This window comes from Vibrio sinaloensis DSM 21326 (genome assembly GCF_000189275.1).
GTDB lineage: Bacteria > Pseudomonadota > Gammaproteobacteria > Enterobacterales > Vibrionaceae > Vibrio > Vibrio sinaloensis.
Map to the genome: position 1 here is coordinate 102,644 of NZ_AEVT01000056.1, position 25,958 is coordinate 128,601.

Genomic DNA, 25,958 nt, shown 5'->3' on the forward strand with positions numbered 1-25,958 from the left:
AGCCTAAATGCTAAGTCGTTTCTTTATACAGCGTCCAAAGTTTGCGCTGGTTATTTCGATCATCCTTACGCTTGCGGGCGCTATTTCTCTCGCAATCTTGCCCGTGGCTGAGTATCCAAAAATTAGTCCTCCATCGGTAAGCGTCACCGCGTACTACACGGGTGCCAGTGCGGAAGTCGTGGAACAAGCAATTGCAGACCCGATCGAAACATCGGTCAATGGCGTGGAGAACATGATCTACATGTCTTCCAAGAGCGCTAATGACGGTTCTTACAACTTGAATGTGACATTTGATGTGGGTACCGATCCCGATATGGCTCAGGTCAATGTGCAAAACCGAGTTTCCCAGATCGAATCTAAGTTGCCTCAAGAAGTACGTATGGTGGGTGTAACGGTGAAGAAAAGGTCACCGGACTTACTAATGGTATTGAACTTCTACTCTCCAGAAGGGAAGTATGACGACCAATTCTTGATCAACTACATCAACTTAAACGTTAAAGACCAGCTTGCTCGAGTAAAGGGGATCAGTGAAGTTAACGTAATTGGGGGTGGTGAATACGCCATGCGTGTTTGGCTCGATCCAGAAAAGATGGCGAATTTGAAGCTCACCACATCCGACGTTTATGCTGCTTTAGCTGAGCAGAACGTGCAAGTGGCAGCGGGTCGCGTTGGGGCAGCGCCATACAACGATGCTCAAGAAGTTCAGTTTAACCTTGTGACCAAAGGTCGCCTTGAAAGCGTCGGTGAATTTGAAAATGTTGTTCTAAGAGCCAACAGCGATGGTTCAACTGTCTACTTGAAAGATGTTGCTCGTGTTGAACTGGGTAAAAAATTCTACGATGGCAGTGGTAAATTTAGAGGTCAAGATGCTTCAATCGTGACATTGTCACTACAATCGGATGCAAACGCATTAGAAAGTGGTCAGGCGGTGATGGAACTGCTTGATAACTTGAGCGTGAACTTCCCAGAAGGCATGGCGTATGAGGCAAGTTACGACACAACCTTATTCGTAGCTGAGTCTATCAAGGGTGTAGTCAAAACTCTGATTGAAGCGATACTTCTAGTTATCGCCGTTACTTATCTGTTCTTGGGCAGCGCAAGAGCTACCTTAATTCCAGTCGTCGCGATTCCGGTTTCTCTGATCGGTACCTTTGCCATTATGCAGGCCACAGGCTTTACCATTAACACGGTTACCTTGTTTGGCCTGATACTTGCGATCGGTATCGTTGTAGATGATGCCATTTTGGTTATCGAAAACGTTGATACCACAATGGCTAAAGACCCGAGTATGAGTCCACGCAAAGCAACCTTGCTCGCGATGAAAGAGGTAACGGGCCCAATTATTACCTCTACACTTGTGCTACTCGCTGTGTTCCTACCTGTGGCAATGTTGCCAGGTATTACCGGAATCATGTATCGCCAGTTCGCCTTAACTATCTGTATTTCAGTGGTTATCTCGTCCATTAACGCACTGACTTTGTCTCCAGCACTTTGTTCTTTGGTATTGAAGCAAGGCGGTGGCAACACTTCTCGATGGTTCGCTGTGTTTAATAGTGGACTTGATAAAGTGACAACGAAATATGGACAAGTCGCAGGGTTCTTAGTTAAGAAATCGGTGTTGTTAGTTACGTTCTTTTTCGTTGCAGTTGCTGCAGTCACTTTCTTTGCGAAGACGACATCTACTGCGTTCGTCCCTCAGGAAGACAAAGGTATCTTACTGGTTAACGTGCAACTGCCTGATGCGGCTTCGTTGTCAAGAACGGAAGAGGTGACTGAGCAGCTCATCACCATGGTTGAGCAAGAGCCTGGTGTTGATGGAGTAACGGTCGCAAATGGCTTTGCCTTTATGACCGGCGCTGCCGCTTCAAATGGGGCTTCTTTGTTTATCAAACTTCACGACTGGGACGAGCGTAATGCCTTGGAAGGCGATCACTCATCGAATGCGATTGCTCAACGTATCAATGGTCGCGCTGCTACAGAATTACCGCAAGCGGTAGTCTTTGCGATGGGACCACCTGCGGTCCCGGGCATGGGCGCCGCTTCAGGGTTTGAGTTTGTTCTCGAAGATACCTTAGGACGTAGCCGCACTGATTTAGCGATGGTTATGGGACAGGTGATTGAAGAAGCCAACAAGCAGCCTGAGATTGCGTACACTTTCAGTACGTTCCGAGCGAATGTTCCTCATTACTATGTCGATATTGACCGAGAAAAAGCGCAGCAACTCGGCGTGCCGCTCTCAAGTATCTTCCAAACGCTACAGGGTAACTTGGGTTCACTTTACGTCAATGACTTTACCATGTTTGGTAAGAACTTCCGCGTCACCATGCAAGCAGACAGTGAGCACCGAAGTGGTATGGAAGATCTAGAAAGATTCCATGTTCGCAGTGCAAAAGGTGACATGGTGCCATTGAGTACATTGGTAAGTTACGAACAGATTTTTGAACCCGATGTTGCATGGCGCTACAACATGTACCGCAGTGCGATTATTCAGGGCCAACCAGCGCCAGGGTATTCAAGTGGTGATGCGATTGCAGCAATGGAGCGCGTTGCGGCTGACATCTTACCTCATGGTTATCAATACGAATGGACGGGGATGGCCTATCAGGAGGTTCTGGCAGGTAACCAAGCGATATTTGCGTTTGCTCTGGCGTTGATTTTCATCTACCTGTTTATGGTAGCGCAGTATGAAAGTTGGTCTATCCCATTAGCGATCATTCTGGTAGTACCGATAGCCACACTTGGCTCATTCTTAGCGTTAAACTTAACGGGTACGCCACTCAACTTATACGCTCAAATAGGTTTGGTGTTGCTCATAGCGCTTGCTGCGAAGAATGCGATTCTGATTGTTGAGTTTGCCAAAGTGGAGCGAGAGGATAAAGATGTGGCGATTGACCAAGCCGCGGTGCAAGGTGGTAAGTTACGTTTCCGCGCAGTAAACATGACTTCATGGTCGTTTATCTTGGGTATCTTCCCGTTAATATTTGCCGCAGGAGCGGGGCACGTCAGTCAGAACTCATTGGGTATTTCACTCATTGGTGGATTGCTCTGCGTTCTACTGGCGGGCACTTTCTTAATTCCAGGCTTCTATGCCATGGTTCAACGTCAACGAGAAAAAGTCCACGGAGGCAATACCAAGCTGGTACCTCTAGACGACGAGTAATAAAAAAGCCCGCTTCGATGCGGGCTTTCTCGTTTTAAGAGGTTTTAAACTCGGCGACCTCATGATCCATCTCAGTCGCTTGGGCAGAGACCCTGTCGACCTCATTGAGACATTGCTGAGCGGAGTTCATATTGTTTTCTGAAATCGTATTGAGCTCCGTAATTGAATCGCTCACTTGATTCATTACAATTCCTTGCTCTTCGATTGCAGAGGCAATGCGCTCCGAATTCGCTTGGATGTTGGTCATATCGTCAATGATTTGAGTCAAGCTAGCATCGAGCGTATCCGAAGCCGCTAACGTCGCTTGTCCTTGCTCGTTACATTGGTCGATATCTGTCACTACAGCCGACATTTGCGACTGAATATCCGTAACCACTTTAGTAATTTCTTCAGTTGATTGATGCGTTCTACTCGCAAGTGCACGTACTTCATCAGCTACGACCGCAAATCCACGGCCTTGCTCACCCGCACGGGCTGCTTCAATTGCGGCATTCAGTGCGAGTAGGTTGGTTTGCTCCGCAATTTCTTGGATGATGTTTACCGCATCGCCAATTTTGTCGACGTGGTTGTTCAATGAACCAATCGACTGCTGGCTACTGCCAAGCGTATTTGATAATTGACTGATGTTTTCAACGGTTGTTTTCACCACTTTTCGGCCGTTTTCTGCATTCACTGATGCCTGCTGAACACCTTCTACGGCAACTGCAGTACTCTCTGAAATTTCATTGATGGTAGATACCATCTCCTGAACAGACGTTGCCATGGTGGAAGTGTGATCTGCCTGAGTATTGAACTGCTCAATAACACTCTGTAGCTCGTCATGCATGTTGGCGGTACTTTGCGAGAGATCTGCCGATTTACTTTGTGTTCCAGAAATAAGCTGCTCAAGCTTGTCTAGCAAACGGTTAAAGTAGTTACCAATCGCAGCAAGCTCATTGTTACCGTCGAGCTGCGCTCGCAGAGAAACGTTATTTGAACGCGCAATTTCCTGAATAATAGAGAGTAGGCTGGCAACTTGATTATTTATTGAACGAGAGATCTGCCAAATAAACGCAAGAATAATCACGACGACAAGAATACTCACTGCGACTTTGAAATTCGCTAACTGAGCTTTGGTCGCATCAGCTTGGCTTTCGAGTTCACTGGCAAAGCTTTTAAACTGCTCTTCGACGGTATGTGAGAGCGCGCGAGTGTCACCCAAAAGTCCGACGTTGTATTTCAAGCCAATACGCACTTTTTGCTCAATCAAGGCTTTGGCAGAAGAAACTAATGTAGTTGCAGAGCTAGGAACAAGCTCTGTATCGAGCTGACCTTGTTGGACCTTGGAGTTAAATGCAAACAGTTTAACCAGTTGATCGCTATCAAGTGAATCACGAATGTCGTTGAGGGCTTTATTGTATTGACCAAGCAGTTTGTCTTCGTCTTTTAAGCCGTGCTGATTAAACGCATTGACCAAAGCCGTAAATCCATTCTGATAATCGATAATATCAGTGCGTAATTGGCTACTAGAAGGTAAGTCATACTCAGTTAAGATATTGGCTAATTGCGCTTCGGTGGCAAGGAATTTATCCATGTTGCCGTTGAAGCGGTCTAAGTACTTCATATCTTTACGGAGCAAGAAATCTTTTTCGTTGCGTCGTAAGTTGAGAAGGCGTATTTCGAGCTTAGCAACTAAGAGGCTGGCTTGATTGAGTTGGTAGGTGGTTTGAGCGAAATGGGAGGTCGATAAAAGTAGAGATACAACCCCTAAAATGGCTACCGCACCCAATGAATACAGTTTATTCTTGATATTCATGAGATTACCTTAGTCCGTGGTGTCTTAATTAATTATAGGTATTTATGCATGATGGTAGTCCGTAATCATAAATATATCAATTGAAGCAAATCCCTTATTCGTTGAGTTGATTGGCGATAAGTTTATATGGGAATAAATAATATGTTAGAGCTGTTAGACAAATATGATGGGTTGATTTTTGATATGGATGGTACGTTAATTGACACCATGCCCGCGCATTTAAAGGCCTGGCGGTTAACGGCAGAGCATTTTGAGTTTCCTTTTTCTGAGCAGTGGCTGCACAGTTTAGGGGGCATGCCAAGTTATAAAATTGCTTCAGAAATCAACAACAAACATAAAATGACGCTCGATCCTTTTTCTGTATCAAAATATAAAATGGCTGCATTCTCAAGTTTGGAACAGCACGGTGACCCCATCAAGCCAACAAATGACGTTTTAAATCACTTTTATGGTCAGAAAAAGCTCGCGGTCGGAACGGGCAGCCAACGTGAAAGCGCGACAAGACTACTAAAAAACGCAGGGCTTATCGATAAGCTTGATGCCATTGTTACTGCAACAGATGTGGAAAATCACAAACCGAATCCAGACACCTTCTTAAAGGCCGCAGAGCAAATCGGCTTACCGCCAAAAAAATGTATTGTATTTGAAGATACCGAACTGGGTAAGCGTGCGGCGCATTCAGGAGGAATGGATTGCATTATGGTAGAAGGTGACCAACTGGTCTTTTATCCTTGCCGCTGAAGAAAAAAGCCGCTATTTGAGCGGCTTTTTATATGTTACTGATTTAGCATACAGCTTATGCAGACATAGGCACTAGAACTAGGGTACCTAAAATCACGGTAATCAAACCACATATTACTGGTACTGAAGTACGCTTAACAACTTCAAATGGGCTGATTTTAGCCATGCCAGAAGTGGCGACAACCACGCCAGACACTGGGGAGATTGTACGACCTAAGTTAGACGCTTGCAGCATTGGAATGATGAGGAAAGCGGGGTTTAGACCCATTTTCGCAGCAAGGGATGGTGCTAGCTCAACAAACGCATAAAACGGTGCATTACCTGAGCCTGTAGCGATAGCCGCTGCAACGGTTAAGCCCGTTAAGATCAGCATGAGTGCGATACCACCCGCACCGGCTGTTTCTGCCAGGTGGAGTAGGTTATCAATCGCACCGATTGACATCAGACCTTGTGCGAAAACACCTGCCGCAACCAAAAGCATAACAACGCCTTTAAATGCATCAGCCATACCTTGATAGCAAGACTCTAGGTCTTCTAATGTCTCTTTACCTTTGAATCGCTTAGTCACGAAATCCACTAATGCACCGACAAAAATTGATAGCACAACAATTGTGTAGATATCCAGTTTCAAACCAGGAATCGTGCGGCCATTAAATAAGAAAACACCAATGATAGGTAGGAAAGGAAGGATTGCGTAGTAAGAAGGCGATTTTACTTCAATCTCAGATACGTCAACACGTTCCATTGGTGAGTTGTCTTTTTTATCTAGGTACTTGTTCCAGAAAAATGCCGCTGCCGCCATGACTAGAATCGCACAAATAGAGACTGGCAGTACCGTCTGCACTGCAAACACATCAAGATCTAGACCTGATTTTTCCGCCGCAATGACCACATCACCCGATGTAGGAGAAAGAATGATCGCAGCAGGGGAGGCACACACTGCAACCGCAGCAGGACGTGAAATACCCATTGCTGTCATCATCGGGAAAAGCGTTGCCATAAGAAGCACGCCCAGACCCGTAGCCGAGCTTACTGCCAGTGACATTAAACAAGCGACGATGTAAGCCGCAACGAGCAGAACATAAGGAGACTTGATGATGGAAAGAGGTTTCGAAAACTGTTTAACAACCACATTGTTTGCGCCAATGTGCGTCATGTAAGAAGCAAAACCACACAACAACATAATTTGCATACCTAGACCGCCACCTCGGTACTGCAGCATATACTTCACGTATTCGAGTGAATCGGTGACCATATTGCCTGTCGATGTAATTTTTGCAGGCAGTACGGTGTGACCTAACACACCGGTTAACAGCAGTAAAATAATACCTGCGGTTAGAAGTACCCCAGCAGGTTTGTAACCTTTAACAATGAAATAACCTACGGCGACCGTAACGGCCAAACCGATCAATAGCTCCAGCATAGATATCACCCTAATATTGTTGGAATTGTATAAATCTGTTTCAAACTATGAATAGGAATGTACAGAAATCCAAATGCTAGAAGAAGTGCAACTTAAACATCTGATGATCTAGAGCAATAAATTAACAACCACATTAATAGTAGTGAAATATATTGTTTAAATGACGTGCTACTGCTGTTAAATAAATTGACTCGATCTATTGGTTTTAATCAGAGTCATGAAGAAAGTCGATGGTGTGATTGGCTAACTGATGGGGAACTCATACGCGCATGAAAGAGGTTCGGGCAGGGCGAGAAAAAAGCCTTGATACATGTCGATCTCAAGCTGACACATCAAATCATACTGATGCTCTGTTTCTATCCCTTCCACGACGACTTGCGCACCCACTGATTTTGCAAGCTGGATCGATTTGAGCAAAGGGGCTTGTTCTCCATCCAAGTACTTGAGAAGGATTGAACGATCGAGCTTGAGTATTTGCGGTTGAATCTGCAACACACGCTCTTTGGTTGAGGCACTGACACCAAAATCATCTATCGCGACACTAAAACCATTCTCTCGAAGGCGAAGCATTGCAAGCTCCAGATACTCTTGATTTTCACAGTCCAGCTCAATTAACTCCATAACGATTTGTTTATTGTCGAGGTTAAGTGCTTTAATCCGCTGAGCCAACAAACCGTTCTTTAGATCTTCGAGAGACAGCCGCTCGCCAGCAATGGGCAAAACATTGAGGAACAGTTGTTTGTCGCGAAGCGCCGAACGGGAAAAATTACGCAAATGAATAATTCGACTAAGGCGTTCAACGTTGAGTTTATCGACATCAGAATAGAGGTTGGTACCAAAGAATAAATCCGGACGGATGGATTCACCATTTTTTTCACGTATCCGAACTAAAGCTTCGACACCGACCACTTGGCGTGCGATGTTGAAGATAGGTTGAAAAACGCTGGATAAGACAAGGCCGTTGTAGTGGGCGATGTACTGCTTATCATCCGTGATCTCCAAACATTGCTGGAACTGACTTTTGCTCGTGAGGATCATGATACTGCAGACTCCGGTAAATCCTTTTGCCGTATGAGATGGTGCAAACTTTTGCCATAATATTGACATGAGCATAAATCTGTCAACGACTTATTGAGTTTGATATCCATAACTCTTGAGTCGCTTCCATAGAATGAACATTTGGCTTGAAAACGGTAACAGCAAGCTAAAGTCATCGCTCATCAAAAAAGTCTTTGTTTCGTATGTACTTTGACATCAAATGGTATGAAAAGGGTCGGATTAACCACGAGCCAATCGAACGGCCTAATCTAAACAAGGTTGGGGTGTTTTCATAGATTTTTCCATTGTAGAGCCAAAGTAACTTACCCACGTGTAAGTAAAGGCCTGGCAATGGTGGAAGGAAGGTGACGATGTCGAGGTCGCAGCATACGCGGTATGTCTTATGGTTTAACCCGTACTCTCGTTTCATCTGGTAGCCGCCAAACGCAGGTTGCCCGAAGGTAACTACACGTTTTATGGCTTTCGGATAGAGACGCTCAAATGCATCTGCCAGTACACAACCAATCGCTCCGCCTGAAGAGTGTCCAGTAAACGTTACTCTTTTCCCTTGCGCGATTAATGGGTCTAAGATCACCTTTAACTTTTCATACACCGAGTCTCCAAGCTTATCATCTCGATGTTTTGGCATACTTTCTTGAAAAATGAGCGAGTAATACCCCGCGTGAATTGAGTAGTTTAAGCCAAGATCAACGGATGATTTTTTCCATAAGAAAAGGTTAAGCAACCAATCAGGAAAATTGTGTGACCCTTTAATGACGACAATAACTTCATCGTTATCATTTGCCCAAAGCACCCGAATCATGGGTTGACCAAATCGATTTGCCACGACACGTTGACCATTTGGGGCAAAGCCATAACGGGTTTGTCTCAGGACTTTGGAATAAGCCAGATTGCACAATACTGCGTAGCGCTCATATTGATAACGTTTAAGTTTCTTCACATACTTGTTGGATTCGACGACATAACAAGAGTATGGCAGCTAGAAATGAATCCGAGGTTACGATTGCATTAACTCAGTTGTACGACTGAGTAGAGCTGAATGTATTTACGAACCAATTGCTTGTCGGTAGAGCGTTTCAGAGGGTGCGTAAACTTCACATAATAGGGGCTAAGATTAAAGTGTTGTTCGAGCGATCGGGAAAGTTGAGACTCGCTTTCAAACAAACTGATACCTTGGGTTCGATATTCATCAATTTCGTCGGGGAGTTGTCCTGTCCACCAATGGAGCAATTCTCGGCTCTGTTTACTGCGTGTAATCCAGTGATCAGTGAGTAGCAACAGCAAATCATTGGGTTGGACGGCGTAGCCGTACTCTTGCTGCCATTGCGCGATGGTTTTGAATTGTTTGTTGCGACAGGATGTACCAGCACTGACCAAATGGGATGTGAGGATCCAAACCGTGCCAATTTCTGAACTCACTCGATAATGGTGCGGTTGATCATTGGAAGAAGTGGTATCTATCGCTTGATAGTCATAGCTATGGCCAAACTCGTTCAACGTACGTGACAGTCTTCGTGCAAATGCTAACCCTAAATGGTGCTCACTCATGCCACGATTGTGTATCGTTGGGTAGTGCTTTTCACACAGTTTCATACAGTCTACTTGAAACTCGTTCACACTCTGAATTAACACATCCAATAACAAACTTTGCCTCTCCACGATCGCATAACGCGGGCTTACAGTAACATGGTCGAGTTAAGTTCAGTTACACTTAATATCCAAAAAATCACATAGAGAGAGGGGTTTATGTCTAAGATTGAATTTACATCACAACAAAAACAGGCCATGGCGACCACGCTCCAAAGCTATTTAGAGCAAGAGTTAGACGTTGAAATTGGTCAGTTTGACGCAGATTTTATGCTGGACTTTATCATCCAAAAACTCGGCCCTGCCTTTTATAACCAGGGTTTAAAAGACGCACAAGCCGTTATGGAGCGAAAGATGATGGATATCGGCGACGAACTATACGAAATCGAACAAATCAGCGAGTTTTAAACGTCAGTTTAGTTCCTTCAAATTTTTCGAATGACTTCATCAAGGTCAGGGCGTTTCGCGAGTGTAAAGAATGGTAAATAATCTGTTATAGAAAAGAAGCAGGCAGTACTCTGCTGATAAAGAGACTCATTTAAGTTGGAAAGCATACAATGAAATCGGAAGTAAAAAACTATAACCCGATAGCAAGGTCGGTTCATTGGATATCAGCCGTTGTCGTTATTGGCATGTTTGCAGTAGGCCTGTGGATGGTCGATTTGTCTTATTACAGCGAATGGTATCGAACAGCGCCACATTGGCATAAATCGATTGGTATTTTATTAGCAGGATTGACGATATTTCGCTTTATTTGGAAATATGTGACAGCATCACCGAAAGTCGAAGGTTCAGCGATTGAAAAAGCAGGCGCTAAACTCGTTCACCTTGCTATGTATATCGCATTAGCCGTTCTGTTTATTTCTGGTTACTTGATTTCAACTGAAGATGGTCGTGGCATCGATGTCTTCAATTGGTTTACCGTCCCAGGTGCAGGGGCTCTGTTTGAAAATCAAGCAGATACCGCAGGGTTGATTCATTTCTACGCTGCTTGGGCACTCATTCTGATGGCTGGTGCGCACGCGCTTGCCGCACTGAAACATCACTTTATTAATAAAGACAACACGCTACGCAAAATGATAGGAGCTTCAAAATGAAAAAAACGTTAATTGCTACAGGAATGGCTTTGGTGATGGCATTACCATTTGGCGCCAGCGCAGCGGATTACGTGATCGATACTAAAGGCGCTCACGCGTCTGTTAACTTCAAAGTGAGCCACCTGGGTTACAGCTTTATTCAGGGTCGTTTCAATAACTTTGATGGCCAATTTTCTTATGACCCAGCGAACGTTGCAGCTTCAAAAGTATCAGTAAATGTCGATACTCGCAGCCTAGACTCAAACCACGCAGAGCGTGATAAGCATATCCGTAGCGCAGACTTTATTGACGCTTCTAAGTTCTCTACCGCGACCTTTACCAGTACAAGCGTTGAAGATAAAGGCGATGGTAAGCTTGCTGTTAATGGAGAACTGAACCTTCACGGCGTGACCAAACCAATCACTATTGACGCGGAGTTCATTGGTGCAGGTCAAGACCCTTGGGGTGGTGAGCGTGCTGGTTTTTACGGAACGACACGTCTAGAGCTTGCTGATTTCAACATCGCGGTAATGGGTGCATCTAGCTACGTTGACATGGAACTTCATGTTGAAGGCATCAAAAAGTAAGCCTTAGACCAAAAAAAGGAAAGCCCTTAACTTTCGTTAAGGGCTTTTTTGATCAAGCGACTTATTTCCTGACCAAATTTCTAGCGTCACTGACGTTATTTTTATTATGCGGTTTCTAGCTCTTGCTCTACTAACGTGACACGGTCACCATATACTTTGCGTAGAGCATGTAATACGTTTTCTCGGCTTACCACGCCAACGAATGTGCCATTTTCAATCACAGGAAGGGTATGTGGCTTACTTACTTTCATGCTTTTTGCACGCTCTTCTAATGACAGTGTCGTAAATTGGGTAGCAATACCCATGCTTGTTGTTGGATACAACTGCTCCTTATCGATGCACAAGAACTCAGCGATATCGACCAACTTGTCTTTTGCATCAATCGCCACGACATCGCGCGACATCAAATCAACAACCTTTTGATCTTGTGTTGGGATGTAGTCTTGACACCAAAGATCAACCATCACGTCATGCGCAGAGAAGAAACCGACCAAACGACCTTCAACATCGACGACAGGTGCACTGATTAAGTGGTTATCAAGTAGCGTGTCGATCGCGGCTGGTGTTGTCATTTCAGCGCTTAGCGTAATAGGTGAGTGGTTCATGATGTCTTTAGCAATAAGTGTAGAGTTCATAGTGGTTTCCTTAACTGACGCGATATTTGTAGTGGTAGTGATTGAAGCGATTTCCGTAGCTTTTAATTGTGGTCGACGATAGATAGACCAGTTTGCGAGTCCGACCAAGACGGCGCCACCAACGATATTGCCTAAAGTGACTGGTATAAGGTTTGCAGTAACAAACTGATAGATGTTCAAATCGGCGTATTGTGTTGATGCCATTCCAACTTGTGACCAGAATGATTCCGGAGCGAAGCTGTGGATCACAATGCCAAGGGGCACCATAAACATGTTCGCGACACAGTGCTCAAAGCCACTTGATACGAACATGGCAACAGGCATGATGGTCATTGCGGCTTTAGTTAACGCGTTGGCGCTGCTAAACGTTAGCCAGATAGCCAAACAAACCAATAGGTTACATAAAACCCCTAGAGCAAACGCCTGAACAGGTGTGTGATGGAGTTTATGCTGGGCAATGTTTAATGCATTAAGTCCCCATTGACCATGGTCCATCTGATACAAGCCGGCTGCAGAGACGATGGTGAGCAAAATCATGGCACCAATGAAGTTTCCCAGGTAAACCTTGCCCCAAATCGACAACATTTTTCCAAAACTTATCTGCTTATTTGCCCATGAAATACTCGACAAAACAGAGCTGGTAAATAGCTCGCCACCACAAATTACAATCAGGATCAGCCCCATGCTGAATGCTAATCCCCCCGCTAGACGGCTGAGTCCCCATCCAGCGTCACTACTGCCTGTTGTCACCGTAATGTAGAAAAGAAAAGCTAAGCCGATAAAGGCACCTGCCATAATGGCAAGGCTAAGAGTCATTCCGCTACTTTTCTTCGCTTTACTGAGTGCGAACTTTTCCGCTTCAGCCATCATTTCTGATGGTGAAAAGTATTGGGTATTGGTTTGTGCTTGTGTCATAGCCACTCCCCGGTGAAATTCATAATTACCTCCTGTGTTGGCAGCGGTGAAATCGTCGCTGCCAATTCAGATTAGGGGGATGAGGTGTAGAGGTAAAATTGATAATTTTTAAAATCTTTATCAAAAATATTGATATGGATAGAAGAGGGCGTAGAATGAAACGGCTTGCGTATTTAGTAATAAAAAATGCGATACATTTGGCTAGGTAAATGAGAATAAAAACAAGGAAAGAGGTGGAATGCGTTACTCACTAAAACAACTTGCTGTATTTGACGCGGTTGCAGACACCGGTAGTGTGAGTTTAGCAGCGGATAAGCTTTCGTTAACTCAATCAGCAACAAGTATGTCTCTGTCGCAGCTTGAGAAAATGCTAGGTAGACCTTTGTTCGAAAGGCAAGGTAAGCAGATGGCATTAACCCACTGGGGAATGTGGCTAAGACCTAAAGCAAAGCGCTTATTACAAGATGCTCAGCAGATAGAAATGGGGTTCTACGAGCAACATTTGCTCAGTGGCCACATTAAACTGGGGGCCAGTCAGACCCCGGCAGAACATCTGGTACCAGACCTTATCAGTATTATTGATAATTCGTTCCCAGAGATGCGCATCTCACTTAAAGTTAAAAGTACAGACAGCGTGATTCAGGGTGTTCTCGATTACAAATACGATCTAGGAATCATTGAAGGGCGTTGTGATGACAACCGACTGCACCAAGAAGTGTGGTGTCGTGACCACTTAACCGTCGTTGCAGCGGCTCACCACCCCTTTGCGCTGCAAGATAAGGTCAGCTTGGCACAATTGGAACAAGCTCGTTGGGTACTTCGAGAGCACGGGAGCGGTACTCGCAAAATTTTTGATAGCTCCATTCACCATTTAATCGAGGATCTCGATGTTTGGCGAGAATACGAGCACGTACCAGTACTGCGGAGTATGGTTGAACACGGGCAGTACTTGACGTGTCTGCCTTATCTGGATGTCGAGCGATTTATCGACAGCGGTCAATTGGTGGCTTTAAACGTGCCAGACCTTAATATGGAAAGAACACTTTCCTTTATTTGGCGAGCGGACATGGTCGATAACCCGCTGGTCGAGTGTATTAAACGTGAAGGGCTTAGGATGATGAAAGGCAAGCCGTCAGTCCTCTAACGCTAAAATTAGTATTTACCAAATCTGTTGAAATATCGATTGCATCACGGATATATGATCATTAATTCATTTTGTTACCTTAAATATGTGATCTCTAGCATGTAGATTCCTATCAAATCTACTTAATATGCCATCTTGTTCTTTTGATGTGTCAAAGCACACGTAATGAGGCGGTATGAGCACACTAGTCGCGATTGCAATAACAACAGGTATTCTTTCTGGTTTATGGGGATGGATTGCCATCTCACTTGGCCTTCTCTCATGGGCTGGGTTCTTAGGGTGTACCAGTTACTTTGCGTCACCAAACAGCGGGCTTAAAGGGCTCGGTGAAAGCTTGGTGACAAACATGACAGGCGTTTTTTGGGCAATGGTGATCATCCATGCTTCGCAATTCGCTTCGATTGAAATCTTGGGCTATGTGATCACAGCTGTTGTTGCGTTCCTGATGTGTATCCAAGCTAAACAGCGTTTGCTAGGTTACATCCCAGGCACATTTATTGGTTGTTGTGCGACATTTGCTGCTAATGGTGATTGGAAACTTGTTATCCCTTCGCTCATTCTGGGAGGCATCTTCGGTTACCTGATGAAAGCAAGTGGCCTTTGGCTGCACCAAAAGCTCAACCAAACGCGATCAAGTTCAGAGCTTCAGCCAAGAACTTAATTGTGTGTCCAAATCCTTTCCTGAGGGATTTGGTCAACCCCCGATTGATTTGTATCCAAATAGATACGAGGCATTGATGTTTATCATCAATGCCTCTTTTTTATGTGTTGCCATTAGCCATAGTAACAACGCGTTTCAGTGTCCAGCGCAGTAGCAATGGAATACATTCATTATCTCTCTCTTCGCAATACGAGACTATCGCGAGCGCTAAGTCGGGTTTAGCGAACTTCTTCAGCACCTTAGCGACCACTTTTTTGGCAGGAATCGGGTGCTCTAGCGGAATTCTAACCATCTCCTTGAAGAAAGGTTCAAATCCGTTGTTATAGAGGTAGTGCTCGATGTCCCTATCCGGCAATTCCGTTAGGCGATGACGTTCTTGATCGTGTCCAAGCTGAGCTCTAACCGCCGCAGAATACTTTTTGCCCGCAGCGTCTCCATCGGTGACGACATGCCAGTCAATACCAAAGGCTTTTGCGACTTTTAGCAATGATTTGAGCCCTGACTGGGCAAACTCTATGATCTGTACACCTTCCGCTGCTAAGTTGTAACCACACTGGTTGGCCAACTCGTTAAACAACCAAACTTCGGTTTCACCTTCAACCAACAACCAGCAGCGAGCAAACAACGCCCCCGAGCGGTGGAAACGAATGTGAAAACCTATTCGGCGTAGTTCGTCGCGGCTTAATCCTTGATTAGGCAAATACGTGGTAATGGTACGGTCAGATTGGCGTACTAACCGGCGGATTGAATTGAGCGGAACCTGTCCAAGCAAGTCACCACTGTTTGTGGTGAGTATTTTTTGCATCGGCAGCAGTTGAAGCAGACTCCAGGCTCGCGCAAGGTGAGTGGGGTGAAGACGTCCTTCTGGATCTTCAATAATCAGTAAGGGCCGAGCACAGCGTCTAAGCTGGTTCGGTCCTTTCGCTTGCAAATAGGCATTTAACAAGCCCATAAACAAAAGTCGTGTTTGTTTGTCGTTCTCCTCCACAACTTGAGAGAGTCTTTTGTTACTCGGTGAGGAGTTAAAGAAAATACCGTCACGTTGTTTGCGCAAATTCTTGCGTGAATTAGATTTAAACGAAAAGTAGTGATCCACCAATACGCCCATCGAGTTCAAACTGCTTTTCATCTCACCTTTATTAACATGGCCAGGGACGGCCATCAAGCGTCTGCAGGTGTTGTTAATCCGCTTTTCAATCCGAGAATTGGAGTCGTTATTTAATGTAATTGGGCGTTCAAATCGCCGTGAGTCTTTTAAGCGAATGACAGGGTGCAACGACATGAGCTCTTGTGCTAGCTTTTCCGAATGATGAAGCGGCATCGGATTACCTTGATCATCAAGAAACGCGTAGCGAGTGGTGATGTCATAGCCGTCGCGACTCGCACTCAGGCGGTAGATTATCTTATTAACCCCTTGCTGATCTTTTATCCAGATCGGTTTAATTTTCCGGTACCGACCAGATTGCATTTCGTTCTTATCGTTGGAAACTAAACTGAGGACGATTTGTAAGTGCTGTGTCTGCGGGTGAGCAATTGAATAATCGACGTGGAAATCTGTCATCTCAAATTGGTAAGGAACGCCTTCGGCAGGCAACGCGACGGAGAGGGCATCGAGAAGAGATGACTTGCCCCAAGTGTTCTCACCGATCAAGGTCGTAAGCTCATCAAACGCAATAGACAAACGTTTGATACCTCTAAAACCCGAAATCTCGATCCGTTCTAGCAGCATGTAGTTACTCCGTATGAGCTACTTGTACTCTAAGCATAATAGAAAACTATCGAATAAGCAGAAGGTTAGCTCACAAACTCGATTTAGATATGAAACAGCACTCTCGTTTTGCTTCAGATCCAAATCATACAAATCGATGTATAAAATAAGTGGGTTGCAAGAAAAGTGTGAAAGTTAATGAATTTGTCATCTTGGTTGCGTTACGATGTAGGGGTAAAAGAGAGAATGAAACATGATGAATAAAAACAACAAGCCAGCGAAGATTAAACTGGCACACATTAACGATACCCACTCCTATTTCGAACCGACATCTTTGCAGTTATCAATCGATGTCGAACAACAACCTATTCAGCCGTATGTTAGCGCTGGCGGATTCGCGCGGATTGCTACCCGCAAAAATCAACTTGCTCAGATTGCCAACGACAACGATCAGAGCTTTATCTTCTTGCATGCAGGTGATTGTTTTCAAGGGACGTTGTACTTCTCTTTGTTTAAGGGAGAAGCGAACTCAACCATGTTAAATACACTCAACATTGATGCAATGGCACTGGGCAATCATGAGTTAGATATGGGTAACGAGCCAGTTGCTCAGTTTGCTCAGCAGATAGAATTCCCATTACTAGCAGGTAACTGGGACCTGTCTAACGAAGACGCTGATAAAAAACTTAGGCTAAGTGAAAGCGACAAAGTGATCAGTTATGACCCTAGCAAGCAGGCCGCCCAATGGATAGTCAAAGAGGCGCAAGGCGAACCAATCGCGATTTTCTCGCTTGCTCTGGATAAAATGGCTGACATATCGAATCCAGATCCAGACACACCATTTATTAATTCCGTCACTACAGCGGTGAACACCGTTGCTGAGATTCATTCTGCGGGAATAAACAAAATAATTCTTCTGAGCCATATGGGCTACGAAGCGGATCTAGAAATGGCTGAAAAAGTCGATGGCATAAGTGTGATTGTAGGTGGACACAGTCATCGTCTACAAGGCGATTTTTCTAGCCTAGGCCTTAAAGAGGATGACCCATATGGATTGGAAATCAATGGCACTCGAGTTGTACAAGCAGGGTACCATGCGCTAAGCATGGGACACTGTGACATAGAGTTTTCAGCCGATGGTAAAATTGTCGCTTTCGAAGGAAAGAATGAACTTCTGCTCGGACGCAGGCTATTTATCGATGCCAGCATGACAGAAGCTCGAAATGATGACTTTTATGCTAAAGCTCGTCACTTTATTGATTCTCATCCAAATGTCTACGTGTGTAAGAAAGATAAACAGGTGCAGCAGATTTTGCTTGAGCGCTATACGAACCAAGTTAGAACGCTACAACGTCACTTTATTGCAACCGCAAACCAAACACTCCGACATGTTCGCGTACCTGATGAACAGGGCCCCAGCATGCTTGCGCCATTGGTGGCGGAATCGTTCGCTTATTGCATGAATCAAATCGGCCACCAAGTTGAGTTTGCCATTCACAATGCAGGTGGAGTAAGAACTTCAATCAATGCCGGTGACATTTCCGTTGCCGATATTGCCGGAAGGCTGCTTCCTTTTGCCGTACCTATAGGTGTTTACCAATTAAGCGGCAACGACATTGCCGCAGCTCTTGAAGGTGCGATCAATAACGCTTTGAACAATGGTGTTGAAGGGACAGGTGATGGCTCCTATCCATACACTTACAACCTCAGCTTCGACTATTCGTATGATTCACCTGCGGGCCAACGCATCAAAAACCTGATGATCTATAACGATGAGCAAGGCTGGCAACCTGTTGATAATGAAAAGATATATACGGGTTCATCTTCTGCTTACACGATGAAAGGCAAAGAAGGTTATGAGGCGATGTCTAACATGAAAGGTGAGGGCATCGTGACGACTCAATCGATGGCTGACTGTTTCATTACACTGCTCAAAGATAAACCTGATGTCATCAATCGAACACCACTCCCCAAGCCCTCAATTGGCTGGCATAAAGGTTGCTAATCTATTCCTGGTATTTATACGGTAACTCGGGGGAGTTATGTGGAAAGATTGGATTGATGTGGCCGTCGTTATAAGTTGGGTAGGCGTTTGGTCGGCACTGGTATACTTTATTCCTATGACTGGCGTTTAACCTAATTAAGCGTAATTAATAAAAAGGGGCAATTATTTGCTCCTTTTTTGATTTTTTTGCTAGACGAGAAATGACGACAGGAATACAATCCGCGCTGTTTGGGGAGTAGTCGCCTCTGGTTTACTTATCGTCATCTCGTTAGACCTCATGTCTATCCGGTAAGTATAAGTGCAAGCACAACGCTGCATTTCGACGAGACCAACGTAATCAAATGTGCCGTACCTTATTTCAAAGGTATGGGTTGGTTTGTTTGCGGTTGGATCGTCACTTTTACATTCTCGATCCCTCCGCCTCTGGAGGAAACATGACCCCTTCTACTTATCTTGGCTTTGGCGTGTTAACGCTAACTATGGTTGCGCTTGATATCTGGCAAACTCGTGGTGGTAAAGTCACCATCAAGAAAGCCGCTGTATGGAGCGTATTTTGGTTTTTGCTGGCTTTCCTATTTGCAGGCAGCATTTACCTCTTCTGGGACTTTTACGCGCCAGGCAGTGACTATAACGCTGAAAAAGCCACGGTTTCATTCCTTACCGGCTATTTGCTAGAGAAATCGCTAAGTGTCGATAACTTGTTTGTTTTCGCGATAATCTTCCATCAATACATGGTGCCAGAGCACCTGCGGCCGCGTGCTTTATTGTGGGGGGTAATTGGTGCACTGTTTCTCCGCGCGATTATGATTGCGGTTGGCGCACAATTGCTCGCTCAATACCATTGGTTGCTTTATGTGTTCGCGCTGTTCCTGATTTGGACGGGCATTCAGCTAGCACGAGATAAAGGCGAAGATGAGATCAATCCACTCCCTGAAAAACTGCTACGTAAGTTTGCCCATGTCACGGATGATTTTCGTGGCAATGCACTGAGTGTGGTTGAACACGGTAAGCGCGTTCTTACACCGATGGCGATCGTAATTGGCGTCATTGCGTTTATGGACGTGATGTTTGCGCTAGATTCGATTCCTGCAATTTTCGCAGTCACTAGAGAGCCATTTCTAGTGTTGGCAGCAAACGTGTTTGCACTGCTTGGCTTACGTTCTTTGTACTTTGTATTACAGGGGATGATGGATAAGTTTATCTATCTCAAACCAGCGTTATCATTCATCATGGTTTTCATTGGTATAAAAATGATGCTGGTGGGTTCGGAGTGGGAGATACCAACGCCAGTCTCCTTACTCGTGCTGCTGATTACCATGACAGTCGCTGTTATAGCGTCGATCATCAAAAAGCGTAGGGAAGCGGACCAAACAGTGATAACCGCTAGTAAATAAAGTAATTAACTTACCTATCAATGCCCGTATGTTTGAACAAATGTTTGTAAAATATTTGTGATCTACCTACGGGTATTTTTGTTGGCGAAATAAATATATGCACAAGTATCGCATATCTAATCAAAAAGAAGCCATCTTTGTGAATAAACAGAAAAGTGCTGTGTTATCAAATTGTTCCATTAGAAAATATAATCCGAAAGTCGAAAGATTTTCATTTTTTGAGCCTAAAATTATTGCTTATTATTGCTCCATCGAAACGAATTAAACGATTTATAGAGAGGCAATCATGGCACAAGCAATGCAGATCGGCACTATTAACGCTCCTATCTCTATGGATAAAAAAACCTACGCGGTTTCTTTCAAAGGATTGATTGCACACCTATTAGATATTCTTTTCACCGATAATTCACCACGCGCTTACTACGCGAATGATTTATCAGGTCACATGCAAAAGGATATCGGTATTTACCGTTAATCTAGTAGATTAAATCTTAAAAAGCGCTGGCAATCATGCTGGCGCTTTTTTTTGCCTGTGAAATGTAAACTCACTCCTAACGGTCATATAAGTATCAATGAATTTGGAGCTTACTATGAACTCACTTTTGGCAGTCTCAGTCGTTTCCAGCTTATCGGCTGGGCAAATATGGACACATGAAGGACAACCAGCGCAGGTTGTTGAGTTGTTTACGTCCGAAGGCTGTTCCAGTTGTCCGCCTGCCGATCGCTACCTTTCAAAATTTGAACACAACGACACGTTGTGGAAAGAGATAATTCCCGTCTCTTATCATGTCGATTATTGGGATCACTTAGGTTGGAAGGACAAGTATGCCAAGCCAGAGTACAGTCAGCTTCAGCGCCTTTACTACGCCTATGATCTGGTAGGAAGTGTGTACACCCCGGGTTTTGTCGTAGATGGAAAAGAATGGCGAGGTTTCTTTAACTGGGTTAAGCGAGATCTACCAGATATGGAGAAGCGCCCAGCCAAACAACTGCAATTAGTACGAAAAGGCAATCAATTTAAACTGACTTTTGAGCAACAAGGAAATTTTGATGCGACGATCGTATTTCTTTCCAATAACCGATATTCACAAATCAAGCGCGGAGAAAATCGAGGCCGTTCACTTGAGCACGACTTTATAGCTCGCGAGAGAATGCAGGGCAGAGCCAGCGACGGTACTTGGCAATTTAATTTGAATCTACCGTTAGAAGAAATTGATGCTGTTGTTGCGTGGGTGACAAAACCTGGAGAATTCGAACGTATTCAAACCGTGGCGGGGAACATTGAATAAATGAAACAGCGGCCATTGTTTGGCCGCTGTTTTGGCTCAGCTCATCGCGGCTGCGTAAGCGGTAACAAATGCATTTTCTTGATACTGTTTAAGCCCAGTCTCCTTAAACTCGATTGTTAACGGGTTCTTTTTCAAACCGGCCTTAATCGCGTTTGGAGAGAGCAGCTCCGCGTCAAAATCTTCGATTAACTGGATGGCTGCTTCTAGCTTGAAACCAACCGCGCCACCAGCAAATTTACCTTTAGTTTGACGCTGACGAATGACGACTCGCTCGACCTTGTAGTCTTGCATGAGTTTCTTAAACTCGAACTGAAATTGACGGACTTGATTCGCATCATTTGCATCAGAAATACTGATTTTTCCAACCCGACAGTCTGGTAAATGCACCACACCGGATTCACTTGTCAGTAGGCAAACGACCGCATCGTTGCCTTTAAGCTCAACACCACAAACTTTCATAGTGGATCTCTATCATTTAACATCGCGTTAGTATAACAGGCTTGGCCTCGTAAGCTGTTTATAAGTGCAAATTATCCTTTGAATCTTGTTACTTTGCCTAAAGAGTGTTCTATTAGTAACTTAAAACTATGTTAATGGAGTAACGATATGTGCCGCTGGTTAGCGTATCAAGGAGAACCGATTTATATAGATGAACTGGTTTATGAGCCAGAACATTCGTTAATTCATCAAAGCCTAGAAGCTCGCAAAGCGGTAACACGCGTCAATGCCGATGGGTTTGGCTTAGGTTGGTATACCGAGCGCGATACACCAGGCCAATTCCATGAAGTTTTGCCCGCATGGGGGGATGAAAATCTACGATCACTTGCGCACCATATCCGTTCCCACCGATTCATGGCTCACGTTCGTTCATCAACAGGTACACAAGTTTCGCGATCCAATTGCCATCCATTCATTATCGAGAACTGGATGTTTCTCCATAATGGACAAATCGGCGAGTTTGACAAGGTTAAATTTGAGTTAGAGCGAGAGTTACCTGAAGACTTGTACCTACAACGTAGGGGAACGACGGACAGTGAACTCATTTTTCTACTCTCTCTACTTTACGGCTTAAAGCAAGATCCTGTTCGTGCGTTAGAAAAGACGCTGGACAAGATTACGTCTGTTTTGAAATCCAAACAGGCAGAGGAGCCTTTTAAGGCGTCGATCTGTGTATCTGATGGCGAAAGCTTTTGGGTAGTCAGATACAGTTCAGACAACGAACCACCAACGATCTTCATAAACAGCAAAGGATCGAATGTTGTTGTAGCATCAGAACCACTAAATGGTTGTACTGGTTGGAAGAGAATTTCACCCCAATCCATAACTCATATCGGTTGTGAGGGCTTAAAACACTATTCCCTAACAAATACTTAACGGTGCGCATGGCAGTTTAAATACAGTAGCTTTGCGTTTTAAGTACACCAAGATGTCAATGAAGTGTGATCGAATGCATAAAATCTATCTTTCAATAATTGACCTCAATCTAACTTGAGGTTTTAGCCTTATCTCCAGTTCACGGAGATATAAACAAGGAAAAACATCATGTTAGAAGAACTACTCGAACGCGCGCAGCAATACGATATTGATACTGCAAGCTTTGGCAACACAAACCACTTACCTATGGCGTTAATTGCGCTCGATAAACTCGGTGCTGATGAAAACCAGTTAGACGACTATTTTTCTCACTACGCCAGTCACTTAGTGCCACTTTCAAACCTAACACCTACAGCAGAGTTTGACTGGCGTGATCATTTAGGCGAAACACAACGCTTTAATGACTACCTAAACTATTTCGAAACTTGCATTCACAACGTCGGTGTTCAACAAACGCTTACCAACCATATCGACCCGCTTATTCTAGGTTGTGGCGCAGCGGCATTTCACGCGTTAATTCGCCTCAGTTACGGAATACAATCAAACAATAGTAAAGAAGTCGCGTTTGGCCTTGCTTTTCTGGCCTCCCACTATTTCCCGGTCGAAACACCACAACCTTCAGATCTTAACCTGAAGCAGATCGTCGATCTTGCATTGACGAGTATGGCCGATAAAGACATAGAGGGGCGTTTGATCTCGGGTAGGATGAAATCCGTTTGCACAGAGAAGAATTTTTCGTCGATTAATCTAACACCTAAGACACTAGATTTAAAAACGCTAAGTGAGAGCGTCGCGCAGTTGTATTTGCAAACTAACGACTTCACGGTTTTGCATGCCGTCACAAGCTGTCATGCACTAAGGTATGTTTTACCTTACGTGAACCAGCAAACGAGAGCGTTACGGCACTATTGGAGCAGTGTGCTGGTGGCCGTACTGTCAGTATCTAACCTCAAACTTGACTTAAGCAAAACCTCACAACAGGTGGCTACAGCCCCAACGGATTTAGCATCTGTGTTGGAGAGTAAAGATAGCCATGTCATTAAGTTGGTATGGAGCTGTTTAGATGAGTACCAGCACTATGGATTAGCGGTACACTTAGACATCATTGGTCAGTTGCTGAGTGAGGAAAGCTAGCATGAATATCTACAATGTATACTTTTCAGCAAATGAGAACATCACTCGCGAAGAAATAGAACTGATGACGACAGAGTACATCAAAGAGTTAAAAAATCGAAAGCTAATCTCCAGCGCGAGCTTGCAGAAGCTAGTTGATAAAGCAAATTTCTCAGAAATTCCTGACTACCATTTGGCCGTATTCTTTAAGGACCAAAACGACATGGAGCAGTCTTTTAAGCAGGTGAGGGCGCAATTACTCAATACCTATCCGCACAATGTACTAATGAAATCGGTGTCGGAGTTTAAGGTGAGTTTCAGTCAAGCCCTATGAGCAGAGACAAAAAAGGCGCTGTAAAGCGCCTTTTTTGTTCGATACGGGATTACTTCTTACGGCAGTATTCCGCGATAACGTACATAGATTGACCGCCGTTTGCTTTACCAGACACAAGCTTAGGATCGTCGCCAATGCTGATGCCACGGATAACCGTACCTTGCTTGATAACTTGGTTAGTGCCTTTCACTGGAAGGTCTTTAATCACCGTTACGTCGTCACCTTTTTTAAGTTCAACGCCGTTGCAATCGAATGGTTTGTCGTCAGCAGACATGCCAGTCATCGCCCAGTTCATGGTTTCTTCTTCCATGTACATCATGTCTAGAGCATCTTGAGCCCAGCTTTCTGTATTTAGACGAGTAAGTTGACGCCAAGCAGTAACTTGTACGCCAGCGACTTGGCTCCACATGCTGTCATTAAGACAACGCCAGTGGTTGATGTCTTTTGGTTCGTCGATTTCACCTAGACACTTGTCACATACCATGATGCCGTAATCAACTGTCACGTGGCTGTGAGGTGGCACTGCGTAAGCGGTAAGAGGCGCATCACTCGCACATAGTTCACATTTAGATTGGCAACGTTCTAGCATTGTAGCTTCAGAAGACATAGTAGACTCACATAGTTAGGTGTTAATAACGGCGGGTATTATGCACTTTATCCACGGAAAAGAAAGGGGCATCCGGTAAAGCAAAGGTTTTAGTTTCGAAAACTGACAAAAGTCTTACCTTTGTTATAAAGCCAACCACATAGTCCTATATTTCAATAACCTATACATCGTGACAATGTCACATAATAACGATTTATTTACCTTGTTAGACACAATTGGCATAATCACAAAAGTTAATATACCGATTTAATAGGTTACACATTGGAATTACTCTCTATCGACTTTCTTGGTAAGCCGTTACGCCTAGAAGGTTCAATGGCTGGATGGCAACAACTTTTTTGGGACAATCAAGTTGTCTCTCAGATAAACGCAGATTCAGAGCGCGGACAAGAAAGCGTCCATCAGTTCACTTTACTTCAGGGTGAGAATGAACTCGATTGTCAGCTCAACGTTGAACTCTGCTGGCAACCATTTGCCTTAAATTACACCGCGACTTTAAATGGCCAAACGCTGGCAGAAGGTCAGCGTGACACCAAAGACATTGAACGGCAAACACCACATACGCCGCCAAAAGCAGAAAAACGATTTAGCTTAATTGGTTTGGTATCGTTGGGGATGAAAGCACTCAAGAGTGCTAAAGTGATCAAAGTTGTCCTCGCTTCTGCAAGTTTGGCGGCATACTCCTGGCTCTTTTCGTTTCAGTTCGCCTTGTCTCTCATTGCTTGCTTGGTGTTTCATGAATATGGGCATGTTAGGGCGATGAAGTACTTCGGCATGAAAACCAAAGGTATCTACTTAGTGCCGTTTCTTGGTGGTCTCGCGCTGAGTGATGAGAAAATCAATACTCGATGGCAAGATGTGGTGATTTCAATCATGGGTCCAATGTTTGGATTTATCTTGTCACTGCTCCTTATGGTGGTGTATTGGCTAACGGGCGAAATGTTTTTCGCCGGTCTCGCGGTGTTTAATGCCTTCCTCAACCTGTTCAATCTATTACCAATCTTGCCTCTCGATGGCGGTCACGTGCTTAAAAGCATTAGTTTCTCTATGAATAGTATTGCTGGGATTGGCCTGTGCACAGCCGCGGCAATTGGTGGGGTGGTACTAAGTTACTCATTAGGTCTGACTTTGTTTGGCTTTCTGCTCATCGCTGGTACGTTAGAAATAGTTATTGAGTGGCGTACTCGCCATCACAGCCACTTGTTACCATTGGATCGATATGGACAAATCATTTCTGCCATTTGGTATTTCGCCCTCGTCGCAGGGCTTATCAGTATCATTTGGTACTTCGCAGGAACGGGCGATCAACTGCTGCAGTTACCGTTACTGATACTCGGAACCTAAAAAGAAG

At 44.5% G+C, this 25,958-nt stretch carries 24 protein-coding genes; 15 read left to right on the plus strand and 9 right to left on the minus strand.

Translation table 11 applies throughout. The features are described from left to right. Window positions 1–7: 7 nt before the first annotated feature. Window positions 8–3,160 (plus strand): efflux RND transporter permease subunit, encoded by a 3,153-nt coding sequence (locus tag RH45_RS08240; protein ID WP_008075989.1) that lies wholly within the window; start codon window positions 8–10, stop codon window positions 3,158–3,160. 34 nt (window positions 3,161–3,194) lie between these two features. Here the strand turns inward: RH45_RS08240 and RH45_RS08245 are convergent, their stop codons facing one another. Then, on the minus strand, window positions 3,195–4,955 hold the full coding sequence (locus RH45_RS08245; protein WP_008075990.1) for a methyl-accepting chemotaxis protein: 1,761 nt from the start codon (window positions 4,953–4,955) through the stop codon (window positions 3,195–3,197). Window positions 4,956–5,096: 141 nt separating this feature from the next. Between RH45_RS08245 and RH45_RS08250 the strand changes: the two genes are divergently transcribed. Beyond that, complete coding sequence (locus tag RH45_RS08250; RefSeq protein WP_008075992.1) at window positions 5,097–5,696, plus strand: beta-phosphoglucomutase family hydrolase; 600 nt, start codon at window positions 5,097–5,099, stop codon at window positions 5,694–5,696. 55 nt (window positions 5,697–5,751) lie between these two features. On the opposite strand, the gene dcuC is transcribed toward RH45_RS08250, so the two are convergent. The 4 genes from dcuC to RH45_RS08270 all read right to left on the minus strand — a co-directional run bounded on the left by dcuC (window position 5,752) and on the right by RH45_RS08270 (window position 9,822). Continuing rightward, window positions 5,752–7,119, minus strand: coding sequence for an anaerobic C4-dicarboxylate transporter DcuC (dcuC, locus tag RH45_RS08255; RefSeq protein ID WP_008075994.1), 1,368 nt, complete (start codon window positions 7,117–7,119; stop codon window positions 5,752–5,754). A 243-nt stretch (window positions 7,120–7,362) separates the two neighbouring features. Beyond that, window positions 7,363–8,157, minus strand: coding sequence for an EAL domain-containing protein (locus tag RH45_RS08260; protein WP_008075995.1), 795 nt, complete (start codon window positions 8,155–8,157; stop codon window positions 7,363–7,365). A gap of 172 nt (window positions 8,158–8,329) precedes the next feature. Then, window positions 8,330–9,118: a lipase family protein gene (locus RH45_RS08265; RefSeq protein ID WP_008075996.1), complete on the minus strand. Its 789-nt coding sequence runs from the start codon at window positions 9,116–9,118 to the stop codon at window positions 8,330–8,332. 68 nt (window positions 9,119–9,186) lie between these two features. Further along, window positions 9,187–9,822: a hypothetical protein gene (locus RH45_RS08270; protein WP_008075997.1), complete on the minus strand. Its 636-nt coding sequence runs from the start codon at window positions 9,820–9,822 to the stop codon at window positions 9,187–9,189. A 102-nt stretch (window positions 9,823–9,924) separates the two neighbouring features. Here RH45_RS08270 and RH45_RS08275 point away from each other — a divergent pair, with 102 nt between their 5' ends. The 3 genes from RH45_RS08275 to RH45_RS08285 all read left to right on the plus strand — a co-directional run bounded on the left by RH45_RS08275 (window position 9,925) and on the right by RH45_RS08285 (window position 11,428). Beyond that, window positions 9,925–10,173, plus strand: a complete 249-nt coding sequence (locus tag RH45_RS08275) for a DUF2164 domain-containing protein (protein WP_008075998.1) — start codon at window positions 9,925–9,927, stop codon at window positions 10,171–10,173. Between the two features lie 149 nt (window positions 10,174–10,322). Further along, complete coding sequence (locus RH45_RS08280; RefSeq protein ID WP_008075999.1) at window positions 10,323–10,862, plus strand: cytochrome b; 540 nt, start codon at window positions 10,323–10,325, stop codon at window positions 10,860–10,862. Further along, complete coding sequence (locus RH45_RS08285) at window positions 10,859–11,428, plus strand: YceI family protein (protein ID WP_008076000.1); 570 nt, start codon at window positions 10,859–10,861, stop codon at window positions 11,426–11,428. The genes RH45_RS08280 and RH45_RS08285 overlap by 4 nt, the downstream gene beginning before the upstream one ends. 104 nt (window positions 11,429–11,532) lie before the next feature. Here the strand turns inward: RH45_RS08285 and focA are convergent, their stop codons facing one another. Continuing rightward, entirely contained in the window at window positions 11,533–12,978 is a 1,446-nt protein-coding gene (gene focA, locus RH45_RS08290; protein ID WP_008076003.1) for a formate transporter FocA, read from the minus strand. A gap of 238 nt (window positions 12,979–13,216) precedes the next feature. On the opposite strand from focA, the gene RH45_RS08295 reads away from it, so the two are divergent. Next, window positions 13,217–14,122: a LysR substrate-binding domain-containing protein gene (locus RH45_RS08295; RefSeq protein ID WP_008076005.1), complete on the plus strand. Its 906-nt coding sequence runs from the start codon at window positions 13,217–13,219 to the stop codon at window positions 14,120–14,122. Window positions 14,123–14,297: 175 nt separating this feature from the next. Continuing rightward, window positions 14,298–14,783 (plus strand): DUF1097 domain-containing protein, encoded by a 486-nt coding sequence (locus tag RH45_RS08300; protein ID WP_008076007.1) that lies wholly within the window; start codon window positions 14,298–14,300, stop codon window positions 14,781–14,783. Window positions 14,784–14,883: 100 nt separating this feature from the next. Here RH45_RS08300 and RH45_RS08305 read toward each other — a convergent pair whose 3' ends face one another. Continuing rightward, window positions 14,884–16,512 (minus strand): ATP-dependent endonuclease, encoded by a 1,629-nt coding sequence (locus RH45_RS08305; RefSeq protein ID WP_008076010.1) that lies wholly within the window; start codon window positions 16,510–16,512, stop codon window positions 14,884–14,886. Between the two features lie 232 nt (window positions 16,513–16,744). Between RH45_RS08305 and RH45_RS08310 the strand changes: the two genes are divergently transcribed. The 4 genes from RH45_RS08310 (at window position 16,745) to RH45_RS08325 (ending at window position 21,179) form a co-directional block, all read left to right on the plus strand. Further along, a complete protein-coding gene (locus RH45_RS08310) occupies window positions 16,745–18,496 on the plus strand; it encodes a bifunctional metallophosphatase/5'-nucleotidase (RefSeq protein ID WP_008076012.1) in 1,752 nt (583 codons plus the stop codon). A gap of 434 nt (window positions 18,497–18,930) precedes the next feature. Further along, window positions 18,931–19,890: a TerC/Alx family metal homeostasis membrane protein gene (locus tag RH45_RS08315; RefSeq protein WP_008076013.1), complete on the plus strand. Its 960-nt coding sequence runs from the start codon at window positions 18,931–18,933 to the stop codon at window positions 19,888–19,890. Between the two features lie 286 nt (window positions 19,891–20,176). Next, the gene (locus RH45_RS08320; RefSeq protein ID WP_008076015.1) at window positions 20,177–20,365 is read left to right on the plus strand and encodes a hypothetical protein; all 189 of its coding nucleotides are present in this window, start codon (window positions 20,177–20,179) and stop codon (window positions 20,363–20,365) included. Between the two features lie 115 nt (window positions 20,366–20,480). Next, window positions 20,481–21,179 carry a DUF1223 domain-containing protein gene (locus RH45_RS08325; RefSeq protein WP_008076017.1) on the plus strand — a complete coding sequence of 233 codons (699 nt, stop codon included), beginning with the start codon at window positions 20,481–20,483 and terminating at the stop codon, window positions 21,177–21,179. Window positions 21,180–21,215: 36 nt separating this feature from the next. Here the strand turns inward: RH45_RS08325 and RH45_RS08330 are convergent, their stop codons facing one another. Continuing rightward, entirely contained in the window at window positions 21,216–21,638 is a 423-nt protein-coding gene (locus tag RH45_RS08330; RefSeq protein WP_008076019.1) for a DUF3010 family protein, read from the minus strand. A 147-nt stretch (window positions 21,639–21,785) separates the two neighbouring features. On the opposite strand from RH45_RS08330, the gene RH45_RS08335 reads away from it, so the two are divergent. The 3 genes from RH45_RS08335 (at window position 21,786) to RH45_RS08345 (ending at window position 24,000) form a co-directional block, all read left to right on the plus strand. Next, window positions 21,786–22,553 carry a class II glutamine amidotransferase gene (locus RH45_RS08335; RefSeq protein WP_008076020.1) on the plus strand — a complete coding sequence of 256 codons (768 nt, stop codon included), beginning with the start codon at window positions 21,786–21,788 and terminating at the stop codon, window positions 22,551–22,553. Window positions 22,554–22,721: 168 nt separating this feature from the next. Further along, window positions 22,722–23,687 carry a questin oxidase family protein gene (locus RH45_RS08340; protein WP_008076021.1) on the plus strand — a complete coding sequence of 322 codons (966 nt, stop codon included), beginning with the start codon at window positions 22,722–22,724 and terminating at the stop codon, window positions 23,685–23,687. A gap of 1 nt (window position 23,688) precedes the next feature. Beyond that, entirely contained in the window at window positions 23,689–24,000 is a 312-nt protein-coding gene (locus tag RH45_RS08345) for a DUF6614 family protein (RefSeq protein ID WP_008076022.1), read from the plus strand. Between the two features lie 49 nt (window positions 24,001–24,049). Here the strand turns inward: RH45_RS08345 and RH45_RS08350 are convergent, their stop codons facing one another. Continuing rightward, a complete protein-coding gene (locus RH45_RS08350) occupies window positions 24,050–24,607 on the minus strand; it encodes a PhnA domain-containing protein (RefSeq protein ID WP_008076023.1) in 558 nt (185 codons plus the stop codon). A 261-nt stretch (window positions 24,608–24,868) separates the two neighbouring features. Here RH45_RS08350 and RH45_RS08355 point away from each other — a divergent pair, with 261 nt between their 5' ends. After that, window positions 24,869–25,951 carry a site-2 protease family protein gene (locus RH45_RS08355; RefSeq protein WP_008076024.1) on the plus strand — a complete coding sequence of 361 codons (1,083 nt, stop codon included), beginning with the start codon at window positions 24,869–24,871 and terminating at the stop codon, window positions 25,949–25,951. Window positions 25,952–25,958 lie beyond the last annotated feature (7 nt).

What these genes read in the sequence shown, in the direction of transcription:
- RH45_RS08240 (WP_008075989.1), top strand. Translation starts at nt 8, where the DNA reads ATGCTAAGTCGTTTCTTTATACAGCGTCCAAAGTTTGCGCTGGTTATT.
- RH45_RS08245 (WP_008075990.1), bottom strand. Translation starts at nt 4,955, where the DNA reads ATGAATATCAAGAATAAACTGTATTCATTGGGTGCGGTAGCCATTTTA.
- RH45_RS08250 (WP_008075992.1), top strand. Translation starts at nt 5,097, where the DNA reads ATGTTAGAGCTGTTAGACAAATATGATGGGTTGATTTTTGATATGGAT.
- dcuC (WP_008075994.1), bottom strand. Translation starts at nt 7,119, where the DNA reads ATGCTGGAGCTATTGATCGGTTTGGCCGTTACGGTCGCCGTAGGTTAT.
- RH45_RS08260 (WP_008075995.1), bottom strand. Translation starts at nt 8,157, where the DNA reads ATGATCCTCACGAGCAAAAGTCAGTTCCAGCAATGTTTGGAGATCACG.
- RH45_RS08275 (WP_008075998.1), top strand. Translation starts at nt 9,925, where the DNA reads ATGTCTAAGATTGAATTTACATCACAACAAAAACAGGCCATGGCGACC.
- RH45_RS08280 (WP_008075999.1), top strand. Translation starts at nt 10,323, where the DNA reads ATGAAATCGGAAGTAAAAAACTATAACCCGATAGCAAGGTCGGTTCAT.
- RH45_RS08285 (WP_008076000.1), top strand. Translation starts at nt 10,859, where the DNA reads ATGAAAAAAACGTTAATTGCTACAGGAATGGCTTTGGTGATGGCATTA.
- focA (WP_008076003.1), bottom strand. Translation starts at nt 12,978, where the DNA reads ATGACACAAGCACAAACCAATACCCAATACTTTTCACCATCAGAAATG.
- RH45_RS08295 (WP_008076005.1), top strand. Translation starts at nt 13,217, where the DNA reads ATGCGTTACTCACTAAAACAACTTGCTGTATTTGACGCGGTTGCAGAC.
- RH45_RS08300 (WP_008076007.1), top strand. Translation starts at nt 14,298, where the DNA reads ATGAGCACACTAGTCGCGATTGCAATAACAACAGGTATTCTTTCTGGT.
- RH45_RS08305 (WP_008076010.1), bottom strand. Translation starts at nt 16,512, where the DNA reads ATGCTGCTAGAACGGATCGAGATTTCGGGTTTTAGAGGTATCAAACGT.
- RH45_RS08310 (WP_008076012.1), top strand. Translation starts at nt 16,745, where the DNA reads ATGATGAATAAAAACAACAAGCCAGCGAAGATTAAACTGGCACACATT.
- RH45_RS08315 (WP_008076013.1), top strand. Translation starts at nt 18,931, where the DNA reads ATGACCCCTTCTACTTATCTTGGCTTTGGCGTGTTAACGCTAACTATG.
- RH45_RS08320 (WP_008076015.1), top strand. Translation starts at nt 20,177, where the DNA reads ATGGCACAAGCAATGCAGATCGGCACTATTAACGCTCCTATCTCTATG.
- RH45_RS08325 (WP_008076017.1), top strand. Translation starts at nt 20,481, where the DNA reads ATGAACTCACTTTTGGCAGTCTCAGTCGTTTCCAGCTTATCGGCTGGG.
- RH45_RS08330 (WP_008076019.1), bottom strand. Translation starts at nt 21,638, where the DNA reads ATGAAAGTTTGTGGTGTTGAGCTTAAAGGCAACGATGCGGTCGTTTGC.
- RH45_RS08335 (WP_008076020.1), top strand. Translation starts at nt 21,786, where the DNA reads ATGTGCCGCTGGTTAGCGTATCAAGGAGAACCGATTTATATAGATGAA.
- RH45_RS08340 (WP_008076021.1), top strand. Translation starts at nt 22,722, where the DNA reads ATGTTAGAAGAACTACTCGAACGCGCGCAGCAATACGATATTGATACT.
- RH45_RS08345 (WP_008076022.1), top strand. Translation starts at nt 23,689, where the DNA reads ATGAATATCTACAATGTATACTTTTCAGCAAATGAGAACATCACTCGC.
- RH45_RS08350 (WP_008076023.1), bottom strand. Translation starts at nt 24,607, where the DNA reads ATGTCTTCTGAAGCTACAATGCTAGAACGTTGCCAATCTAAATGTGAA.